The 17,663-nt window shown below is 64.5% G+C and carries 17 protein-coding genes and 1 pseudogene; 14 read left to right on the forward strand and 4 right to left on the reverse strand.

What is annotated here, in order from left to right; all coding sequences use genetic code 11:
* Positions 1-8 precede the first annotated feature (8 nt).
* The 6 genes from ACP2YP_RS16780 (at position 9) to ACP2YP_RS16805 (ending at position 5,920) form a co-directional block, all read left to right on the forward strand.
* Positions 9-593 carry an amino acid synthesis family protein gene (locus ACP2YP_RS16780; protein WP_426425424.1) on the forward strand — a complete coding sequence of 195 codons (585 nt, stop codon included), beginning with the start codon at positions 9-11 and terminating at the stop codon, positions 591-593.
* A 77-nt stretch (positions 594-670) separates the two neighbouring features.
* On the forward strand, positions 671-1,873 hold the full coding sequence (locus tag ACP2YP_RS16785) for an ABC transporter substrate-binding protein (protein ID WP_426425425.1): 1,203 nt from the start codon (positions 671-673) through the stop codon (positions 1,871-1,873).
* Between the two features lie 199 nt (positions 1,874-2,072).
* Positions 2,073-3,962, forward strand: a complete 1,890-nt coding sequence (locus ACP2YP_RS16790) for an ABC transporter permease (protein WP_426425426.1) — start codon at positions 2,073-2,075, stop codon at positions 3,960-3,962.
* Positions 3,959-4,750, forward strand: coding sequence for an ABC transporter ATP-binding protein (locus ACP2YP_RS16795; RefSeq protein ID WP_426425427.1), 792 nt, complete (start codon positions 3,959-3,961; stop codon positions 4,748-4,750). Before ACP2YP_RS16790 ends, ACP2YP_RS16795 begins: the two co-directional genes overlap by 4 nt.
* Positions 4,747-5,451, forward strand: a complete 705-nt coding sequence (locus ACP2YP_RS16800) for an ABC transporter ATP-binding protein (protein WP_148771386.1) — start codon at positions 4,747-4,749, stop codon at positions 5,449-5,451. Before ACP2YP_RS16795 ends, ACP2YP_RS16800 begins: the two co-directional genes overlap by 4 nt.
* A 13-nt stretch (positions 5,452-5,464) precedes the next feature.
* On the forward strand, positions 5,465-5,920 hold the full coding sequence (locus ACP2YP_RS16805) for a MarR family winged helix-turn-helix transcriptional regulator (RefSeq protein ID WP_426425428.1): 456 nt from the start codon (positions 5,465-5,467) through the stop codon (positions 5,918-5,920).
* Between the two features lie 128 nt (positions 5,921-6,048).
* Here ACP2YP_RS16805 and ACP2YP_RS16810 read toward each other — a convergent pair whose 3' ends face one another.
* Positions 6,049-7,245: an amidohydrolase family protein gene (locus ACP2YP_RS16810; RefSeq protein WP_426425429.1), complete on the reverse strand. Its 1,197-nt coding sequence runs from the start codon at positions 7,243-7,245 to the stop codon at positions 6,049-6,051.
* A gap of 157 nt (positions 7,246-7,402) precedes the next feature.
* On the opposite strand from ACP2YP_RS16810, the gene ACP2YP_RS16815 reads away from it, so the two are divergent.
* From ACP2YP_RS16815 to ACP2YP_RS16825, 3 genes and pseudogenes are all read left to right on the forward strand, one after another.
* Positions 7,403-8,176 carry a ferredoxin--NADP reductase gene (locus ACP2YP_RS16815; RefSeq protein WP_426425430.1) on the forward strand — a complete coding sequence of 258 codons (774 nt, stop codon included), beginning with the start codon at positions 7,403-7,405 and terminating at the stop codon, positions 8,174-8,176.
* 105 nt (positions 8,177-8,281) lie between these two features.
* Complete coding sequence (locus ACP2YP_RS16820) at positions 8,282-8,605, forward strand: hypothetical protein (RefSeq protein ID WP_426425431.1); 324 nt, start codon at positions 8,282-8,284, stop codon at positions 8,603-8,605.
* Between the two features lie 92 nt (positions 8,606-8,697).
* A pseudogene (locus tag ACP2YP_RS16825) lies at positions 8,698-9,909 on the forward strand (cytochrome P450 family protein); the annotation flags it as partial.
* Here the strand turns inward: ACP2YP_RS16825 and ACP2YP_RS16830 are convergent.
* Complete coding sequence (locus tag ACP2YP_RS16830; RefSeq protein ID WP_426426178.1) at positions 9,906-11,156, reverse strand: DUF763 domain-containing protein; 1,251 nt, start codon at positions 11,154-11,156, stop codon at positions 9,906-9,908. The pseudogene ACP2YP_RS16825 and the gene ACP2YP_RS16830 sit on opposite strands and share 4 nt — an antisense overlap.
* A 122-nt stretch (positions 11,157-11,278) precedes the next feature.
* Between ACP2YP_RS16830 and ACP2YP_RS16835 the strand changes: the two genes are divergently transcribed.
* Positions 11,279-12,424 (forward strand): mechanosensitive ion channel family protein, encoded by a 1,146-nt coding sequence (locus ACP2YP_RS16835; RefSeq protein ID WP_426425432.1) that lies wholly within the window; start codon positions 11,279-11,281, stop codon positions 12,422-12,424.
* Positions 12,425-12,441: 17 nt separating this feature from the next.
* Here the strand turns inward: ACP2YP_RS16835 and ACP2YP_RS16840 are convergent, their stop codons facing one another.
* A complete protein-coding gene (locus tag ACP2YP_RS16840; protein ID WP_426425433.1) occupies positions 12,442-12,579 on the reverse strand; it encodes a hypothetical protein in 138 nt (45 codons plus the stop codon).
* Between the two features lie 46 nt (positions 12,580-12,625).
* Positions 12,626-13,606: a tripartite tricarboxylate transporter substrate binding protein gene (locus tag ACP2YP_RS16845; RefSeq protein WP_426425435.1), complete on the reverse strand. Its 981-nt coding sequence runs from the start codon at positions 13,604-13,606 to the stop codon at positions 12,626-12,628.
* Positions 13,607-13,723: 117 nt separating this feature from the next.
* On the opposite strand from ACP2YP_RS16845, the gene ACP2YP_RS16850 reads away from it, so the two are divergent.
* The 4 genes from ACP2YP_RS16850 to dctA all read left to right on the forward strand — a co-directional run bounded on the left by ACP2YP_RS16850 (position 13,724) and on the right by dctA (position 17,652).
* Entirely contained in the window at positions 13,724-14,434 is a 711-nt protein-coding gene (locus ACP2YP_RS16850; RefSeq protein ID WP_426425437.1) for a TetR/AcrR family transcriptional regulator, read from the forward strand.
* Positions 14,435-14,507: 73 nt separating this feature from the next.
* Positions 14,508-15,467, forward strand: a complete 960-nt coding sequence (locus ACP2YP_RS16855; protein WP_426425439.1) for an amidohydrolase family protein — start codon at positions 14,508-14,510, stop codon at positions 15,465-15,467.
* On the forward strand, positions 15,467-16,351 hold the full coding sequence (locus ACP2YP_RS16860) for an amidohydrolase family protein (protein ID WP_426425440.1): 885 nt from the start codon (positions 15,467-15,469) through the stop codon (positions 16,349-16,351). The genes ACP2YP_RS16855 and ACP2YP_RS16860 overlap by 1 nt, the downstream gene beginning before the upstream one ends.
* Positions 16,348-17,652 carry a C4-dicarboxylate transporter DctA gene (gene dctA, locus ACP2YP_RS16865; protein WP_426425441.1) on the forward strand — a complete coding sequence of 435 codons (1,305 nt, stop codon included), beginning with the start codon at positions 16,348-16,350 and terminating at the stop codon, positions 17,650-17,652. Before ACP2YP_RS16860 ends, dctA begins: the two co-directional genes overlap by 4 nt.
* The last annotated feature ends 11 nt before the right edge of the window (positions 17,653-17,663 follow it).

Here is a 17,663-nt window from a genome sequence, read left to right on the forward strand (position 1 = left end):
AGCGAAGCATGAGCGCGATCATTCGCAAGATCGTCACCGTGGTCGAAGAGACGCAGATGGAGATGGGCCGCCAGGTCTCGCCGCCGACCCGGCGTGCCGCGGCGATCGCCGTGATCGAAAATCCCTTTGCCGGACAATATGTCGAGGACCTGTCGCCGCTGATCGCGATCGGCGAGGAGCTTGGTGAACTCTTGTCCAAGCGCGCGGTGGCGGCGCTCGGCATCGATGGCGCGAAGGCACAGAGTTACGGCAAGGCCGCGGCCGTCGGCGAGAACGGTGAGCTGGAGCACGCTGCCGCGATTCTCCACCCCAAGATGGGTGCGCCGGTGCGTAAAGTTCTGAGCAAGGGCGCGGCGCTGATTCCGTCGTCGAAGAAGCGCAGCGGCCCCGGCACGACGCTCGACATTCCGCTCGGCCACAAGGATGCGGCCTTCGTGCGCAGTCACTTCGACGGCATGGAAGTGCAGATCAACGACGCACCGCGCGCCAATGAGATCATGGTCGCGGTCGCCGTCACCGATAGCGGCCGTCCGCTGCCGCGCGTCGGCGGGCTGACGGTCGCGGAGATCAAGGGCGAAGACGGTTTGAAATAAGGACGGTTCGGAGGGGCGGGCACAGCTTCTCCGGCATGATCGTGGTCGAGAGATAGAGTTTAAAACTGGAGGTTGGGATGCGAGCAAGAAGCTATTTTGTCGGCGCGGCCTTCGCGCTTCTGGCTGCCGGCATGGGTCATTCGGCCCTGGCGCAGGACATCAAGATCGGCGAGATCAACAGCTACTCGCTGCTGCCGTCCTTCACCGAACCCTATCGCAAGGGCTGGCAGCTCGCCGTCGAAGAGATCAACGCGGCCGGCGGCATCAACGGCAAGAAGCTCGTCGTCATCTCCAAGGACGACGGCGGCAAGCCGGCGGATGCGCAAACGGCGGCTAATGAGCTCGTGTCGAGCGAAGGCGTCGCGATGCTGACGGGTACGTTCCTGTCCAACATCGGCCTCGCGGTCAGCGACTTCGCCAACCAGAAGAAGGTGTTTTTCCTCGCGGCCGAGCCGCTGACGGACGCCGTGACCTGGGCGAAGGGCAACAAGTACACCTTCCGCCTGCGTCCCTCCAACTACATGCAGGCCGCGATGCTGGTGGAAGCCGCCAGCAAGCTGCCGGCCAAGCGCTGGGCGACGATCGCGCCGAACTACGAATACGGCCAGTCGGCGGTGGCGGTATTCAAGAAGCTGATGTCGGAGAAGCGCCCTGACATCCAGTGGGTCGATGAGCAGTGGCCGCCGCAGGGCAAGATCGACGCCGGTCCGGTGGTGCAAGCCGTGGCGCAGGCCAATCCGGAAGCCATCCTCAACGTCACTTTCGGCCCCGACCTCGTCAAGCTCGTGCGTGAAGGCAACACCCGCGGCCTGTTCAAGGGACGCGAGGTCGTGTCGTTCCTGACCGGCGAGCCGGAATATCTCGACCCACTCAAGGACGAGACGCCCGAAGGTTGGATCGTGACCGGCTATCCCTGGTACTCGATCAAGACGCCGGAGCATGACGCGTTCCTGAAGGCCTACCAGGCCAAGTACAACGACTATCCGCGCCTCGGCTCGATCGTCGGCTACCAGACCATCAAGGCGGCTGCCGCCATCCTGGCCAAGGCCGGCTCGACCGACACCGACAAGCTCATCGCGGCGGCTGAAGGCATCTCGATGCCGTCGCCGTTCGGCGAGATCACCTTCCGCAAGATCGACCACCAGTCGACGCTCGGCGCCTTCGTCGGCAAGACCGCGAAGAAGGACGGCAAGGGCGTGATGGTGGACGCCACCTACAAGAAGGGCCCGGACTATCTGCCGAGCGATGCCGAAGTCGAGAAGCTGCGGCCGAAGGATTGATGTTTCTTCTCCCTCTCCCCGCCTGCGGGGAGAGGGTTGGGGTGAGGGGGAGCCTCCGCGAGGGAGGTGACAGACGACTCGCGGAGACTCCCCCTCACCCGAATTGCTGCGCAATTCGACCTCTCCCCGCAAGCGGGGAGAGGTGAACCAAGACCAAGCGTGCCAAGCCACGGCATGCAACATTTAACCCGGACCGCCGATGGCCTTTTACGTCGTACAGTTTCTGTCCGGTCTCGCCAGCGCAGCGTCGCTGTTCCTGGTGGCCTCGGGCCTGTCGATCATCTTTGGCGTGACGCGGATCGTGAATTTCGCGCACGGCGCCTTCTACATGATCGGCGCCTATATCGCCTTCACTCTGACCGAGCGCTTCGCCGGCGCGTTCGGCTTCTGGGGCGGCGTGGTCGTGGCGGCGCTCGCCGTGGCGCTGATCGGCGTCCTTGTCGAGATGGTGCTGCTCCGCCGCATCTACCACGCGCCCGAACTGTTCCAGCTGCTCGGCACCTTCGGTCTCACCCTGATGGTCGAGGATCTCGTGGTGCTGATCTGGGGCCCCGACGATCTCGTCGGTCGCCGCGCGCCGGGCTTCAAGGGTGCGGTCGATTTCTTCGGCCAGAATATCCCGAGCTACGACCTGTTCCTGATCGTGCTTGGGCCCGTCGTGCTCGGCATCCTCTGGCTGCTGTTCCAGCGCACCCGCTGGGGCGTGCTGGTGCGCGCGGCGACGCAGGACCGCGACATGGTCGCAGCGCTCGGCGTCAATCAGAAGTGGCTGTTCACATCAGTGTTCGCAGTCGGCGTCTTCCTAGCGGCCCTTGGCGGCGCGCTGCAGATCCCGCGCGATGCCGTCCATCACGCGATGGATCTGCGCATCATCGTCGAGGTCTTTGTCGTCGTCGTGATCGGCGGCCTCGGCAGCATCGTCGGCGCCTTCGTCGCGGCAGTGCTGGTCTCCGAGTTGAACGCGTTCGGCATCCTGATCTTTCCGAAAATCTCCATCATTCTCGTTTTCCTGGTGATGGCAGCGGTGCTGATCGTGCGGCCCTGGGGCCTGTTCGGCAAGGCCGAGGCGCCCGCGCGCAAGACGCCGGGTCTCACCGTCAATCCCTGGCGGCCGCTGACGTCGAACGAGCGGCTGGCGGCATTCGCGGCATTCGTGATCGCGGCGATGCTGCCGCTGTTCGCCGGCAATTACGCGCTGACCGTCGGCTCCGAGATCGCGATCTTCGTGATCTTCGCCGTCAGCCTGCATTTCCTGATGTCGGTCGGCGGGCTGGCGTCGTTCGGCCACGCCGCCTATTTCGGGCTCGGCGCCTATGGCGTCGCCTTCCTCGCCAAGATGGCGGGGCTGCCGATGATCGTCTGCCTCTTGCTCGGGCCGCTGCTCGGCTGCATGGGGGCCGCCGTGTTCGGCTTCTTCGCCGTGCAGCTCTCCGGCGTCTACTTTGCGATGCTGACACTCGCCTTCGCGCAGATCGTCTGGTCGATCGCGTTTCAGTGGGTCAGCGTGACCGGTGGCGACAACGGCATCCTCGGCGTCTGGCCCGCGAGCTGGGCGGCGAGCCCGTCGCACTTCTACTGGCTGGCGCTCGGTGTTGCGGCGCTCGTGACCATTGCGCTGCGGATCATGGTGTTCTCGCCGTTCGGTTACGCGCTGAGGGCGACGCGCGACTCGCTCCTGCGCAGCGAGGCGGTCGGCATCAACGCCAAGCGCATCCAGTGGACGGCGTTCGTGATCGCGGGCACCACCGCCGGCATCGGCGGCGCGCTGTTCGCCTACCTCAAGGGCAGCGTCTTCCCGGACAATCTTGGCATCTCGCTCTCGGTCGATGCGCTGGTCATGGTGCTGCTCGGCGGCGTCGAGACCGTGTCGGGCGGGGTGATCGGTGCGATCGTCTACAAGGCGCTGAACATCTGGCTGGTGAGCCAGACCGATCTGTCAAAACTCGTGCTCGGCGGCTTCATCGTGCTGATCGTCGTCGTCTTCCCGAAGGGCATTGTCGGCATGCTGGAGATGCTGGCGCAGCGCCGCAGGAAATCTTCGCCGCCGGGATCTTCCCTGCTTGCCAAGCCGATCGAGTCCGCCGAATGAGTGTCGCACCCCCACTTCTCGCGGTCGAAGGCCTGACCAAATCCTACGGCGGCATTCACGCCGTGCGCGGCGTGTCGTTCTCGCTGCGTGCCGGCGAAATCCTGGCGCTGATCGGCCCGAACGGTGCGGGCAAAAGCACGTGCTTCGATATGCTCAACGGCCAGAACAAGCCTGATACCGGCCATGTTCGTCTGCTCGGCGAGGAGACAACGGGCAAGAAGCCGCGCGACATCTGGCGCATGGGAGTGGGACGGACCTTCCAGATCACCGCGACCTTCGCGACCATGACGGTGCGCGAGAATGTGCAGGTCGCGCTGATCTCGCACGGCAGGCAGCTGTTCAATCTGTGGGGCTCGGCGCCGAATGTCGACCGCGGCGAGGCCGGGCGACTGCTCGAGCTGGTCGGCATGGGCGGTTACGCCGATCGTCCCTGCGGCGAACTCGCCTATGGCGACCTCAAGCGGCTCGAGCTTGCCGTCGCGCTCGCCAACGAGCCGAAACTGCTCTTGATGGACGAGCCGACCGCCGGCATGGCGCCGCGCGAGCGCGTCGAACTGATGCGGCTCACGGCCCAAATCGCGCGGGAAAAATCGATCGGCGTGCTCTTCACCGAGCACGATATGGACGTCGTGTTCGAGCATGCTGATCGCATCATCGTGCTCAACCGCGGAATGCTGATCGCCGAGGGCTCGCCCGCCGAGGTGCGCGGCAATCCGCAGGTGCAGGCGATCTATCTCGGCGAAGGCTTGCTTTACGAGGCCGGGCATCGCGAGGGCGCCTCGGCATGAAGCTCACGGTGCAAGACCTCAACAGCCATTACGGCCCCGCGCATATCCTGTTCGACATCGGTTTCGAGGTCGGCGAGGGAGAGGTGGTCGCGCTGCTCGGGCGCAACGGCGCCGGCAAGTCGACCACGTTCCGCTCGATCGTCGGCCTCGTGGCGCAGCGAACCGGCCGGATCACGTTCGAGGGCAAGGACGTCTCGGCACGCCCGACACATGAGATCGTGCGCGAGGGGCTCGGCTATGTGCCGGAGGAGCGGCGCATCTTCACGGATTTGACGGTGGAAGAGAATCTCGAAGTCGGCCGTCAGCCGAAGCGTCCGAACGCACCATACTGGACCCGCGAAAAGCTGTTCACACTGTTTCCGAATCTCGGCGAGATGAAAGGCCGTCCGGGCGGCCGCATGAGCGGCGGCGAGCAGCAGATGCTGACGATCGCGCGCACGCTGATGGGCAATCCGTCGCTGGTGCTGCTCGACGAGCCCTCGGAAGGCCTGTCGCCAAAAATCGTGGAGCAGATGGTCGATGCCATCCTGACCATGAAGAAGGAGGGCGTCAGCATCGTCGTCTCCGAGCAGAATTTGCACTTTGCGCGGCTGATTTCCGATCGCGCCTATATCATCGAGCGCGGCCGCATCTGCTTTGGCGGCACCATGGCCGAGCTCGACGCGCGTCCGGATATCCGCGACGCGCATCTGTCGTTGTGAGGGGCGGGGACGAATGGCGAGAAGCGTCGCGGCGAAGAAGAGCGTGAAGCAGGGCAAGCCGCCTTATGTGCTCGACGAGCAGGTCGGCTTCATCCTGCGTCAGGTCTGGCAGCGCCACAGCTCGATCTTCTCCCGCGACATCGGTACCAATCTGACGCCGACACAGTGGGCGGCATTGTCAAAGCTCGCCGAGACCGGGCCGTGCTCGCAGAACCAGCTTGGACGGCTGACCGCGATGGACGTCGCGACCATCAAGGGCGTGATCGACCGCCTCACGGCGCGTGGCCTGACCGAAACGAGCCAGGATCCCGAGGACGGACGGCGCCTGCTGGTAAGCCTGACGCGCGCCGGTCAGCAGCTTGCGGAAAAGCTCGCACCGAATGCGATTGCGATCACCCGCGAAACGCTGGCCCCGCTCGATGCGAAAGAGCGCGAGACGCTGATGGCGCTGTTGAACAAGCTAAGATGAAATCGGTCTTGTAGTCTCGTAGGGTGGGCAAAGGCGCAAAGCGCCGTGCCCACCATCTTTCATCGTTTGGCAAATATGTTGGTGGGCACGCTTTCGCTTTGCCCACCCTACGGCAGTCTTTCCGTGGCTTACCTCGCCACCACTTCCGGCACCCTGCCGGCCGGCGGCGTATTGCGGCTGCGCTGGGTGCGCACGATGCCGTCGATGATGGTCATGCCGATGCCGGGGAGGTCGCCGAGCTGGACGCTCTCCAGAATGGTCTTGCCGGGCGAGTGCTGCGCCTTGTCCATGATCACGAAATCGGCGGAACGGCCGACCTCGATCAGGCCGCAATCGAGCTGCCGCATCCGCGCGGTGTTGCCGGTGGCGAGGCAGAAGGCGATCTCGGCCGGCAGCTCCCCGAGCGAGGACAGCATCGAGACCATGCGCAAAATGCCGAGCGGCTGCACGCCGGAGCCGGCTGGCCCGTCGGTGCCGAGGATGACGCGATGGAGATCGCCCATCTCGCGCGCGATGCGCAGCGTGTAGAGCGCCGAGCGCTCATTGCCGTTGTGCACGAGCTCGAGGCCGCGCTTGCAGCCCTCGCAGATACAGCGGATCTGGTCGTCGGGGAGCGCGGTATGACCTCCATTGATATGGCCGACCACGTCGGTGTCGGCCTCCAGCACCACGTCCTTGTCGATCAGGCCAGAGCCGGGGATCGAGGGGCCGCCGGTGTGGATCGTGCTCTGGATGCCGTATTTGCGGGCCCAGCCGACCATCTTGCGAGCCGTCGGGCCGTCCTTGACTCCGCCGAGGCCGACTTCGCCGAGCAGCTTGACGCCGGCCGCGGCCAATTCCTTGAAGTCTTCCTCGACCATCTCGCATTCGATCACGGGCGCGCCAGCGTGAACCTTCACGCCGCCGGGGCGCAAATTCCAGAATGCGCGCTGGGCGAAGATGGCCATGGCTTTCAGGCCGACGACGTCGCGGGGGCGGCCGGGCATATGCACTTCGCCGGCCGAGATCATGGTGGTGATGCCGCCATGCAGGGAGCTGTCGATCCAGTTGATCTGGTTCTGCCGCGGCGTCCAGTCGCCCGCGACAGGATGGACGTGGCTGTCGATCAGGCCCGGCGCCACCGTGGTGCCGTTGGCCTCGACGATCGTGGTCGCGTCGTCCGTGTTGAGGTCCTTGAAACGGCCGATCGCGGTGATCTTGCCGTTCTCGGCGACGATGGTGTCGCCGTCCAGGATCGGCTTTTCCATCGCGCCGGACAGGATCAGGCCGATATTTCGGATCACGAGTTTCGAGGGTCCGGTGGCCTGGGGTGCGTCATGCGCCATGGAAGGGGCTCCTCATTCCTAACTGCAACGCTTGCGATCTTGGGCAGCCTTGACCGCGGGATCAAGCCGGATTATTCATTAGTATACGAATGATCGTGTACAAACGACGCATAGCTGCCCGCCTCGGAACCGCATTGGAAGCGACAGGGAAGGTGAGATGAGCAATTTCAATCAGGAAAGCGTCTTGAGCGTCCACCACTGGACCGACACGCTGTTCTCCTTCAAGACCACGCGCAGCCCGACCTTCCGTTTCCGCAACGGCGAGTTCACCATGATCGGACTCAAGGTCGGCGAGAAGCCGCTGCTGCGGGCCTACAGCGTCGCCAGCGCCAATTACGAGGACACCCTCGAATTCTTCTCGATCAAGGTGCCGGACGGTCCGCTGACCTCGCGGCTCCAGCATCTGAAGCAAGGCGACGAGATCATCGTCAGCCGCAAGGCCACCGGCACGCTGGTGATTGATAACCTGGAAGAAGGCCGCAACCTCTACCTCATCGGCACCGGCACCGGCCTCGCGCCGTTCCTGAGCGTGATCAAGGACCCCGAGACCTATGAGCGGTTCGAGAAGGTCGTGCTGCTGCATGGTTGCCGCCACGTCAAGGAACTCGCCTATGGCGAGATGATCACCGAGCACCTGCCGAAGGACGAGATGCTCGGCGAGTACATCCAGAACCAGCTGATCTACTACCCGACCGTGACCCGCGATCCCTCCCGCAACCGCGGCCGCATCACCGACCTCATCACCTCCGGAAAACTGTTCGCCGATATCGGCCTGCCGACGCTGGAAGCGGCCCATGACCGCATCATGATCTGCGGCAGCCCCGCGCTGGTCGCTGATACCCGCGTGCTGCTGGGCGAGCGCGGTTTTGTCGAAGGCAACCACGGTGAGCCCGCCCAGTTCGTGGTCGAAAAGGCCTTTGCCGAGCGCTGATCCCGGGTTTTCGCGCAATAAGACCGCATTTTCGCCCTCGGGCGGGCGTTGCGGCGTCGATTCGGCGCTTGATACACTGTGGGGGCGAATCAGCGGAGTTCCCACATGGTTGCGGATAGCGACAGCAACATCGCCTGGCACCGGGTTCAGTTGAAGAAGAACCGCGCCGAGTTGAAGGCGCTCGAAACCGCGCGCTTCACGATGGGCGAAATCGCGTCGTCGAAGCGGAACGGCGAGAGCCAGAAGACGGTCGCGGACCTCAAGCGCAAGATCGCGCAGTCCGAGCGCGTCATCGCCGACCACGACAAGCGCACGCGCCGTCCGCTCGGCACTGATTTGCAAAGCCTCAGCAATGGCAGCTGGAGCCACTGGGACGCCTATACTCAGCAGCAGCGCAAGGCCGGCCCACGCTCGCCGGGGCGCGGCTAGTCCCGTTGCCCAAGAAGGGCCGGTTCCGGGCCTTGCGCGTGCGGCCTCGCACACCATCTCGTTGAGGCGCCACCAACCAGTTCGGTGATCCCATGGCACCGCGCCTCGATTTCACCAGCGAGGCCTTCTTTCGCGATCCGCCCAAGGCCATCGCCGCCCTGCGGGCGTCCGGCCCTGTCGTCGCGACGCGCTTTCCGCTTGTCGGCGACGTCTGGATCACCACCACGCACGACGCCACCGTGCAGGTGCTGAAGGACAGCACGATCTTCACGCTGCGCAAGGAAGACGGCGACGTTGCCGGCCTGCGCTGGTGGATGCCAGGGCTGGTCAGGACCATCGCCAACAACATGCTGACGATGGACGAGCCGGATCACACCAGGCTGCGCAGCATCGTCGACGAGGCCTTTCGCCGCCGCGCCATCGTTGCGATGGAGCCACGCATTCGCGCCATCGCGGACGGTCTGGCCGATGAGCTATTCGCGAAGGGCAGCCCGGCCGATCTGGTCCAGAGCTACGCGCGCATCCTGCCGCTCTCGGTGATCTCGGAGCTGCTCGGCCTGCCCATGACGGATCGCCCGCGCTTCATCGCCTGGGCCAATGCGATGTCCTCGCTGACGAATGTCGTTAGCTTCTTTCGTCTGCTGCTCGCGTTCCGCAAGATGCGCGGCTATCTCGAACAGCAATTGCAGATGGCACGCGCGCAAGGCGGCGAGGGCCTGATCGCCGAGCTGGTCCAGGTCGAGCGGGAAGGCGGTCAGATCACGCCGGACGAAATGGTCTCGATGGTGTTCCTGCTGCTCGCGGCGGGCTCGGAGACCACCACGCATCTGATCAGCGGCTCGGTTTTCGAGCTGCTCAGGAATCCAGGATTGCGTGACTGGCTGGAAGAGGACTGGACCCGCGCCGGGCTCGCCGTCGAAGAGTTTTTGCGTTTCGTCTCGCCGGTGCAATTTTCCAAACCGCGCTATGTGCGGCGGGACGTTGAGCTGGAAGGCGTCCGCTTGAGCAAAGGTGATCGCGTCATGGTCATGCTCGCGGCGGCGAACATGGACCCGGCGGTGCACGACCAGCCGGAGCGGCTCGATCTCGAACGCAAACCCAACCGCCACATCTCTTTCGGCACGGGAATTCATTTCTGCCTCGGCCATCAACTGGCGCGGATCGAGGCGGCTTGCGCGCTGGAGGCCTTGTTCACGCGCTGGCCGCGGCTTGGTCTCGCTGTCGATCCATCGCAGATCCATTGGCGCAAACGGCCGGGCATCCGCGCGATCGCAAAGCTGCCCGTTGTGGCCGATGCGGATCAGCCCGTCGATTTCCGCGATGCGACGAGATCGCGCTCCCAGCCGAACACCGAGCGGCCGTCCAGCTCCGGAGATGCGGCACGTTCACCTGCAATGAACGACTCGACCGACGGCCCTTGAGCCGTTCGTTCCAGCCGCCGGGCCTGGTCGTCGAGGCGCTTGATCGCCTGCATCTTCTCCTCGCGTCCGAGCTTTGCGCTCTGGATCGCTCCCTTCAGCACGCGGATGGTCTCGTCATAAACCTTGATCGGAACGGGGTAGGGATGCCGGTCCTTGCCGCCATGGGCGAGCGAGAAGCGCGCGGGATCGTTGAAGCGGTAGGGCGCGCCGTGCACGACTTCGGCGACCATCGCCAGCGAGCGCACGGTGCGCGCGCCGACGCCCGGCGTCAGCAACAGGTCGGGGAAGTCGATCGGGCCGCGCTCGGCGGCAGCTAGCAGCGTGCCATGCAGGCGGCGCGCGAACACGTCCTTCGGCCGGACATCGTGATGCGCGGGCATGATCAGATGCGGCAGCATCGCTTGCGCGGGCTCGGGCGGAGTCCCGGTGAGCCGCTCGAACTCGCTGAGGATGCGATCGGGGCCGAGATCGCTCAGGAGCTCGAGCTGCGCATTGCGCGAGACGTCGGCGCGATGGTCGGTGAGATTGACGATCTCGCCCTGCTGCGGGCCGTCGATCGCGATGTGCGGAGCCTCGACGAAACTCTTCAGCGCTTCCGAGTGCCAGTGATAACGCCGGGCCTGGCGCTTGTCGCCGTTCATGCCCTGCTGCACGACCGTCCACTTGCCGTCGGCTGTAACGAAGAAGCCGTGGAGATAGAGATCGAAGCCGTCCTGAACGGCGGCGCTGTCAACCTTGGCCACCAGCCGGCTGGCGCGCGTGAGTTTTGCGCCATCGAAGCCGACGCGATCGCCGAGTTGCAACAGCTCGTCCGGCGTCTTGCGAGAATGCTGGCCGCGGCCGCCGCAGACATAGATGCCGAGCTCGTCCTGAAGCGGGCCGAGCCCGCGCTTCAGCGCGCCGATCACGGAGGTCGTGATACCGGAGGAGTGCCAGTCCATCCCCATTACGGCGCCGAATGACTGGAACCAGAAGGGATGCGACAGACGCTGCATGAACGCATCGCGACCGTAATGATGCACGACAGCCTGCGTGACGATCGCGCCCAGCGAGGCCATGCGGCTCGCCAGCCACGGCGGAACCCGTCCGGTGTGAAGAGGAAGATCGGCGCTGCCGGTTCGTCGAGTCATGATGGCCCAGAAATAGCGCAGTTCGGCGACAGTTGCACCAGAGGGATGCTGCATTGCACTGCGCGCGGGAGCGAACCCGCCGGGAACGCGTTGAGACGCGGATGCAATTCCGGGGGACGTGAATGAACAGGCAGGCCCTCATGGCCGACATCGACAAGATGTTCGGATGGATACCGTCATGGTTTATCGGTCTCGCCCTCGTCGCCGGGGCAATTCTGCTTGCGCTGTCGTTCTATCGGCTCGCGGTTTGGCTGCTCAATCGTACGTTCGGAACCCGGCTCCCGCTGATGAGCGTGTTCATCGAGCGCACCTCCGGACCGGCCCAGCTCGCGCTGTGTCTTGCCGCCGTCGCGCTGGTCCTGCCGCTCGCGCCGCTCGACGACGTTTTTCGCACGCCGTTGAGGAGCCTGTTCGTTGTCGCCTTCATCGCACTGATCGGCTGGATCTCGATCCGGATCGTCGACATGAGCGCGGCGCGCTATTTGCAGAATTTTCGCGACGTCACCGAGAATTTCGTTGCGCGCAAGCACGTCACCCAGGTGCGCGTGTTCAAGCGCGTGACCGACATCATCATCGTCATCATCACGGTCTCGACCGCGCTGATGACGTTCGATTCGGTCAGGCAATACGGCGTCAGCCTTTTCGCCTCTGCCGGTGCTGCCGGTATCATCGTCGGTCTTGCCGCACGGCCGCTGCTGAGTAATCTGATCGCGGGTTTGCAGATCGCGATTGCCCAGCCGATCCGCATCGAGGATGCCGTCATCATCGAGAATGAATGGGGTTGGGTCGAGGACATCGCCGCGACCTATGTCGTGATCCGGCTGTGGGACTGGCGGCGCATGGTGGTGCCGCTGTCCTACTTCATCGAAAAGCCGTTCCAGAACTGGACCCGCGACACGGCGTCCCTGATCGGCGTCATTGCGCTTCATGTCGACTATCGCGCCGACGTGCCGCGCATCCGGCGCTGGCTGGAAGGAGCGGTGAAGGAGTCCAAGCTCTGGGACGGCGCGGTCGTCAATCTCCAGGTGATCGACGCGGATTCGCGTACCATCGAGCTGCGCGCGCTGGTCAGCGCGCGGAACGCGCCGCAATCCTGGGACCTGCGCTGCGAGATGCGCGAGAAGCTGATCGCCTTCATCCGCGACGAGATGCCGGAAGCGCTACCGCGCGAACGCGCGATCCTGATCCCGCAAGGCGGGGGCGACGACACCGAGTTCCTGCTACGCTCCGCAGCACCGGAGAAGATGCGGGCAAGCGCTCGCAATTGACCGGTTCGGCGCCTCCTTTATCGAGCCTTGGTTGCGCCGCGCAAGACCGCCTGCTGCTTGATCGTGTCCAGCGCGCCGGACGACTGCTGCTCCGTGACGAAGCTGTTGAGCAGGGGACGCGCGGCTTCGCGTCCCCTGGGGACTGCGATGGCCATGTGCTTATGCGCAACACGCTCAAATGTGGTCCTCACGTGAAAGACCTCACTGCGCGCGGATGTCGGCAGCCTTCAGCACCGGCTCCCATTTGGTCGCTTCGGCGTGCATGTAGGCGTCAAAGTCCTTGGCGGAGGAGCCGACCGGGGCTGCACCGATCTTGCCGAGCGTCGACAGCACGTTCGGATCCTGCAGCGCCGCCTTCAGATCGGCCTCGAGTTTTGCGACGATCTCCGGCGGCATCTTTGCAGGTCCAAGCACGCCCCACCAGACCGAGACGTCGTAGCCGGGGACGCCGGACTCGGCGACTGTCGGGACATCAGGCAGCGTCTTGGAGCGCTCGGCCGAGGTCACCGCGAGCGCACGCACCGGGCCGCCTTCGAGCTGGCCGATGGCCTCTGCGAGCGGATTGATGCTGAGCGGAATCTCGCCCGCGATCACGGCTGTCAGCGCCGGCGCGCCGCCCTTGTAGGGGATCGCGACGATCTTGGTGCCGGACATGTATTTCAAGAGCTCGCCGGCGAGATGCGCCGAGGTGCCGTTGCCGGACATGCCGTAGGAGAGCTTGTCCGGCTCCTTCTTCGCAGCAGTGAGGAGATCGCCGAGCGTCTTGTAGGGGCTGTCCTTGGCCACCACGATCGCAAGAGGTGACGACGCCACCTCGCTGATCGCAGTAAAGTCCTTGAAAGTGTCGTAGGGCACGCTTGGATAGATGAACTGGTTGAGCGGATGCCCGCTCGCGACCAGGATCAGCGTGTAACCGTCGGGTGTTGCCTGCGTCAGCGCCTGCGAGGCGACGATGCCGCCGGCGCCGGGGCGGTTGTCGATCACGGGTTGCTGGCCCCAGGTCTTCGCCAGTGCCTGACCGAGCGTGCGCGCCAGCACGTCGACCGCGCCGCCGGCCGCATAGGGCACGAGGATGTGGACCGGCTTGCTCGGATAATTGTCAGCGGCCTGCGCAGCGCTGCTCGCGAGCAGCAGACCGGCGCCCAGCATCAAAGCGCCGATCTTCGTGTTCAAACCCGGCATTATCCAGCACTCCCTAGGGGCGTTCGCGTCCCAACCCGCTGTCATCAGGGCCGTTCCGGACGCCGCCCATCGTTTTTGTTGACGGGACCTGATCTTTTGTACGATAGTACAAATCACATGGTACGCAAGCCCACCAACAAGGAAACGGCCCGCAAGCCGAACATGCGCGAGGCGATCCTCGCCGCGGCCGAGGAGCTGTTTGCCACCAACGGCTTCAACGCCGTCTCGGTGCGCGACATCGCGCAGGCCGCCGGGGCCAATCCCGGTAGCGTCACCTATCATTTCAAGACCAAGGACGGCCTGCTGCTGGAGATTTACCGGCGCCATTGCGGGCCGATGAATCTTCGCCGCTCGGAGCTGCTCGCGGCCGCCAAGCGTGTGCGCGATCTCCAGGACCGGCTGGAGGCAATCGTGCGGGCCTATGTGCTGCCGGCCTTCACCTCGGGTAGCGATCTCGCCGGTGGTGGGGCACGTTTCACGCGGCTGCGCGCCGTGATGTCGGCCGAGGGCAATGAGGTCGCGCGAAAGATCATCGCGCAGACGTTTGACGACACCAGCCACGCTTTCATCGACGCGATCCACGACAGCCTGCCGCACATTCCGCGTACCGACATCGTCTGGCGCAGCCACTTCCTGCTCGGCGCACTCTATTACTCGCTGGTGACACCGGACCGCGTCTCGCGCCTGTCGCGCGGCGAGGCCGACGGCGGCGATCCCGCCAACGCCATCGAGCAATTGGTGCAGGCCACAGTCGCTGCGTTCCAGGCGCCGGCTTTGGATCAGGCCGCGCCGGCACGGCGACGAACTGTTGCAAGCAGCAAGACTTGAAAGAAATCGCCCGGGGGGAGGCGCGGCCTCGCGCTTCCGCTCGCAAGCGGACATGTGACGAGGTGTTGAGGAAATGAACAGGCGAGAGTGCTTGCATCTCTTGACCGGACTGGCAGGTTCCGCGCTCGCGAGCGAAGCGCGTGCGCAAGGGGCTGAGCCGAAGGCCATGCCGACGATCGCGCCGCCGGATCCAAATCCCAAGACACCGTCGTTCAAACCGCCGCCGAAATCCTGCGACAGCCACACTCACATTTTCGGGCCGGCGTCGCGCTATCCCTTCTCGGAGACGCGTCCCTACAACACGGCGGACGCTCCGCTGGAGACGTTCCGTAGCGTGCATGAGAAGATCGGCGTCGAGCGTTGCGTGATCGTCAATGCGACCGTGCATGGCACCGACAATCGCGTCGTCACCGATGCCATCGCCCAGAGCGAGGGCGCTTACAAGGGCATCGCCAATGTCAGCGACGAGATGACCGAAAAGGAGCTCGCCGCGCTCGACAAGGGCGGCATCTGCGGCTGCCGCTTCGCTTTCCTCAAGCGCCTCGGCGGCGTCGGCGACATGACCAAGTTCCAGCGCATCGTGCACCGCGTTGCCGAGCTCGGCTGGCATATCGACGTCTATTTCGAGCCCGGCACGATCGCCGAATTCGCGCCCATCCTCACCGCGCTGCCGACGCCTTACGTGATCGATCACATGGGGACGGTCCAGGCCGCGAAAGGCCTCGACGATCCCGGCTTCACGGCCTTGCTCGACCTTCAGAAGAAAGACGAGAAGTGCTGGGTCAAGATCACCGGCCTCGAGCGGGCCTCTGCCGCCGGAAAGCCATTCCACGACGCGGTGCCGTTTGCGAAGGCGCTGATCGACAACGCGCCCGACCGCGTCATCTGGGGCACCGACTGGCCGCATCCCAACGTCAAGATCATGCCGAACGACGGCGATCTGGTCGATTTGATCCCGTTCTACGCGCCCGACAAGGCGATCCAGCAGAAGCTGCTGGTCGACAATCCCGCGCGCCTGTTCAAGTTCAGCTGATGAATATCATGTACACGCCGACCATTCCGCCGCCTGATCCAAATACGCGCGCGCCAAAATTCAAGCTGCCAAAGCTGTCTTGCGATGCGCATTGCCACATCTTCGGGCCCGGCGCGAAATACCCTTACGCGCCTGACCGATCCTACACGCCGCCGGATGCCCCGCTTGAGGATTTCAAGGTCCTGCACGCCAAGCTCGGCGTGGAGCGTGCGGTCATCGTCAATGCCAGCGTGCACGGCATCGACAACACGGTTGCGCTCGATGCGATCGCGCAGAGCAACGGCGCCTACCGCGCTGTCGCCAATATCGACGACACCATCACGGAGCGTGGGCTTCGGGTGCTGCACGAGGGCGGCTTCCGCGGCTGCCGTTTCAATTTCGTCCGCCATCTCGGCGGTGTGCCCGACAAGAGTGTATTCAACCGCGTCATCGCGATGGTCGCGCCGCTCGGTTGGCATATCGATTTGCATTTCGATGCGATCGATTTGCCGGAATATGCCGACATGCTGGCGCGGCTGCCGCTGAGCTACACCATCGACCATATGGGACGGGTGAAGGCCTCCGAGGGGCTCAACCAGCTTCCGTTCAAGATCCTGATCGAGCTGATGCAGCGCGACGAAAAATGCTGGGTCAAGATCTGCGGCTCGGAGCGGGTGTCGTCGGCCGGCCCGCCGTTCACCGACGCCGTGCCGTTCGCGCGCAAGATCGTCGAGACCGCGCCGGATCGAGTCATCTGGGGCACCGACTGGCCGCATCCCAACGTCAAGGCGATGCCGAATGACGGCGACCTCGTCGATTTGATCCCGCTGTTCGCGCCGGAGCCGGAGTTCCAGCAAAAAATCCTGGTCGACAATCCCGCGCGCCTGTTTGGATTCGACGAATGACCGCGATGACGATCGACAAGCCGCGCGGGCGCGCCTGGTGGAAGGAGCTCTGGATCCAGGTGCTCATCGCCATGGCGGCCGGCATCGCGCTCGGGATCGTCAATCCCGAGGCGGGCGCCAAGATGCAACCGCTTGGCGACGCCTTCATCAAGGCGATCCGGATGCTGATTGCGCCGATCATCTTCTGCACTGTCGTGCACGGCATCGCGCATATGGCCGACATGGCGCGGGTCGGGCGCGTTGCGGTCAAGAGCATCATCTATTTCGAGGTCATGACCACGATCGCGCTGATCATCGGTCTCGTCGCGGTGAACGTGCTCAAGCCCGGCGCCGGCATGAACATCGATCCCGCCAGCATCAATGCCAGCGCGGTCGAGCCGTATCTCAAGCAGACCGCCGTGATCGGCTTTGTGCCGTTCCTGATGAACATCGTGCCCGCGACGTTCATCGGCGCCTTCGCCGAAGGCAATATCCTCCAAGTCCTGTTTATTTCGGTGCTGTGCGGCTTTGCGCTGGTGCAGCTTGGCGAGCGCGCCGCGCCGTTGGTCAATTTGATCGACATCGCCGCCAAGATGGTGTTCGCCGTCGTCGGCTTTGTGATGTGGGCCGCGCCGATCGGCGCATTCGGCGCCATTGCATTCACGGTCGGCAAGTTCGGCGTCGGCTCGTTGGCCTCGCTCGGCAAGCTGCTGGGCGGGTTCTATCTGACCTGCGTCATCTTCATTATCGTCGCGCTCGGCCCCATCGCGCGGCTCTGTGGCTTCTCGCTGCTGAAGCTGATCCGCTACATCTGGGAAGAGCTGCTGATCTGCATCGCCACGACCTCGTCGGAGACAGTGCTGCCGCGGATGCTGATCAAGCTGGAGAAGGCCGGTTGCGAGAAGAGCGTGGTTGGGCTCGTGATCCCCACCGGCTATTCCTTCAATCTCGATGGCACGTGTCTTTATCTCGCCGCCGCCTCGGTGTTCCTGGCACAGGCGACCAACACGCCGTTCGGGCTCGCCGAGCAGGTAGAGCTGCTGCTGATCCTGCTCGTGACCTCCAAGGGCGCTGCGGGCATCGCGGGCGCCGCCTTTGTCGTGCTGGCGGCGACGCTGTCGGCCACCGGCTCCATTCCGGTGACGAGCGTTGCGCTCGTGCTCGGCATCCATCGCCTGATGTCGCAGGGACTGACGCCGACCAATCTGATCGGGAACGCGGTGGCGACCATCGCGATTGCCAAATGGGAAGGCGCGCTCGATCACGAGCGCTTGAAGCGCGTGCTCGACGGCGAGGAACCGGAGACCGCCGCCGCTGGATGAACTGGCTGCCG

Source organism: Bradyrhizobium genosp. A (assembly GCF_049949275.1).
GTDB lineage: Bacteria > Pseudomonadota > Alphaproteobacteria > Rhizobiales > Xanthobacteraceae > Bradyrhizobium.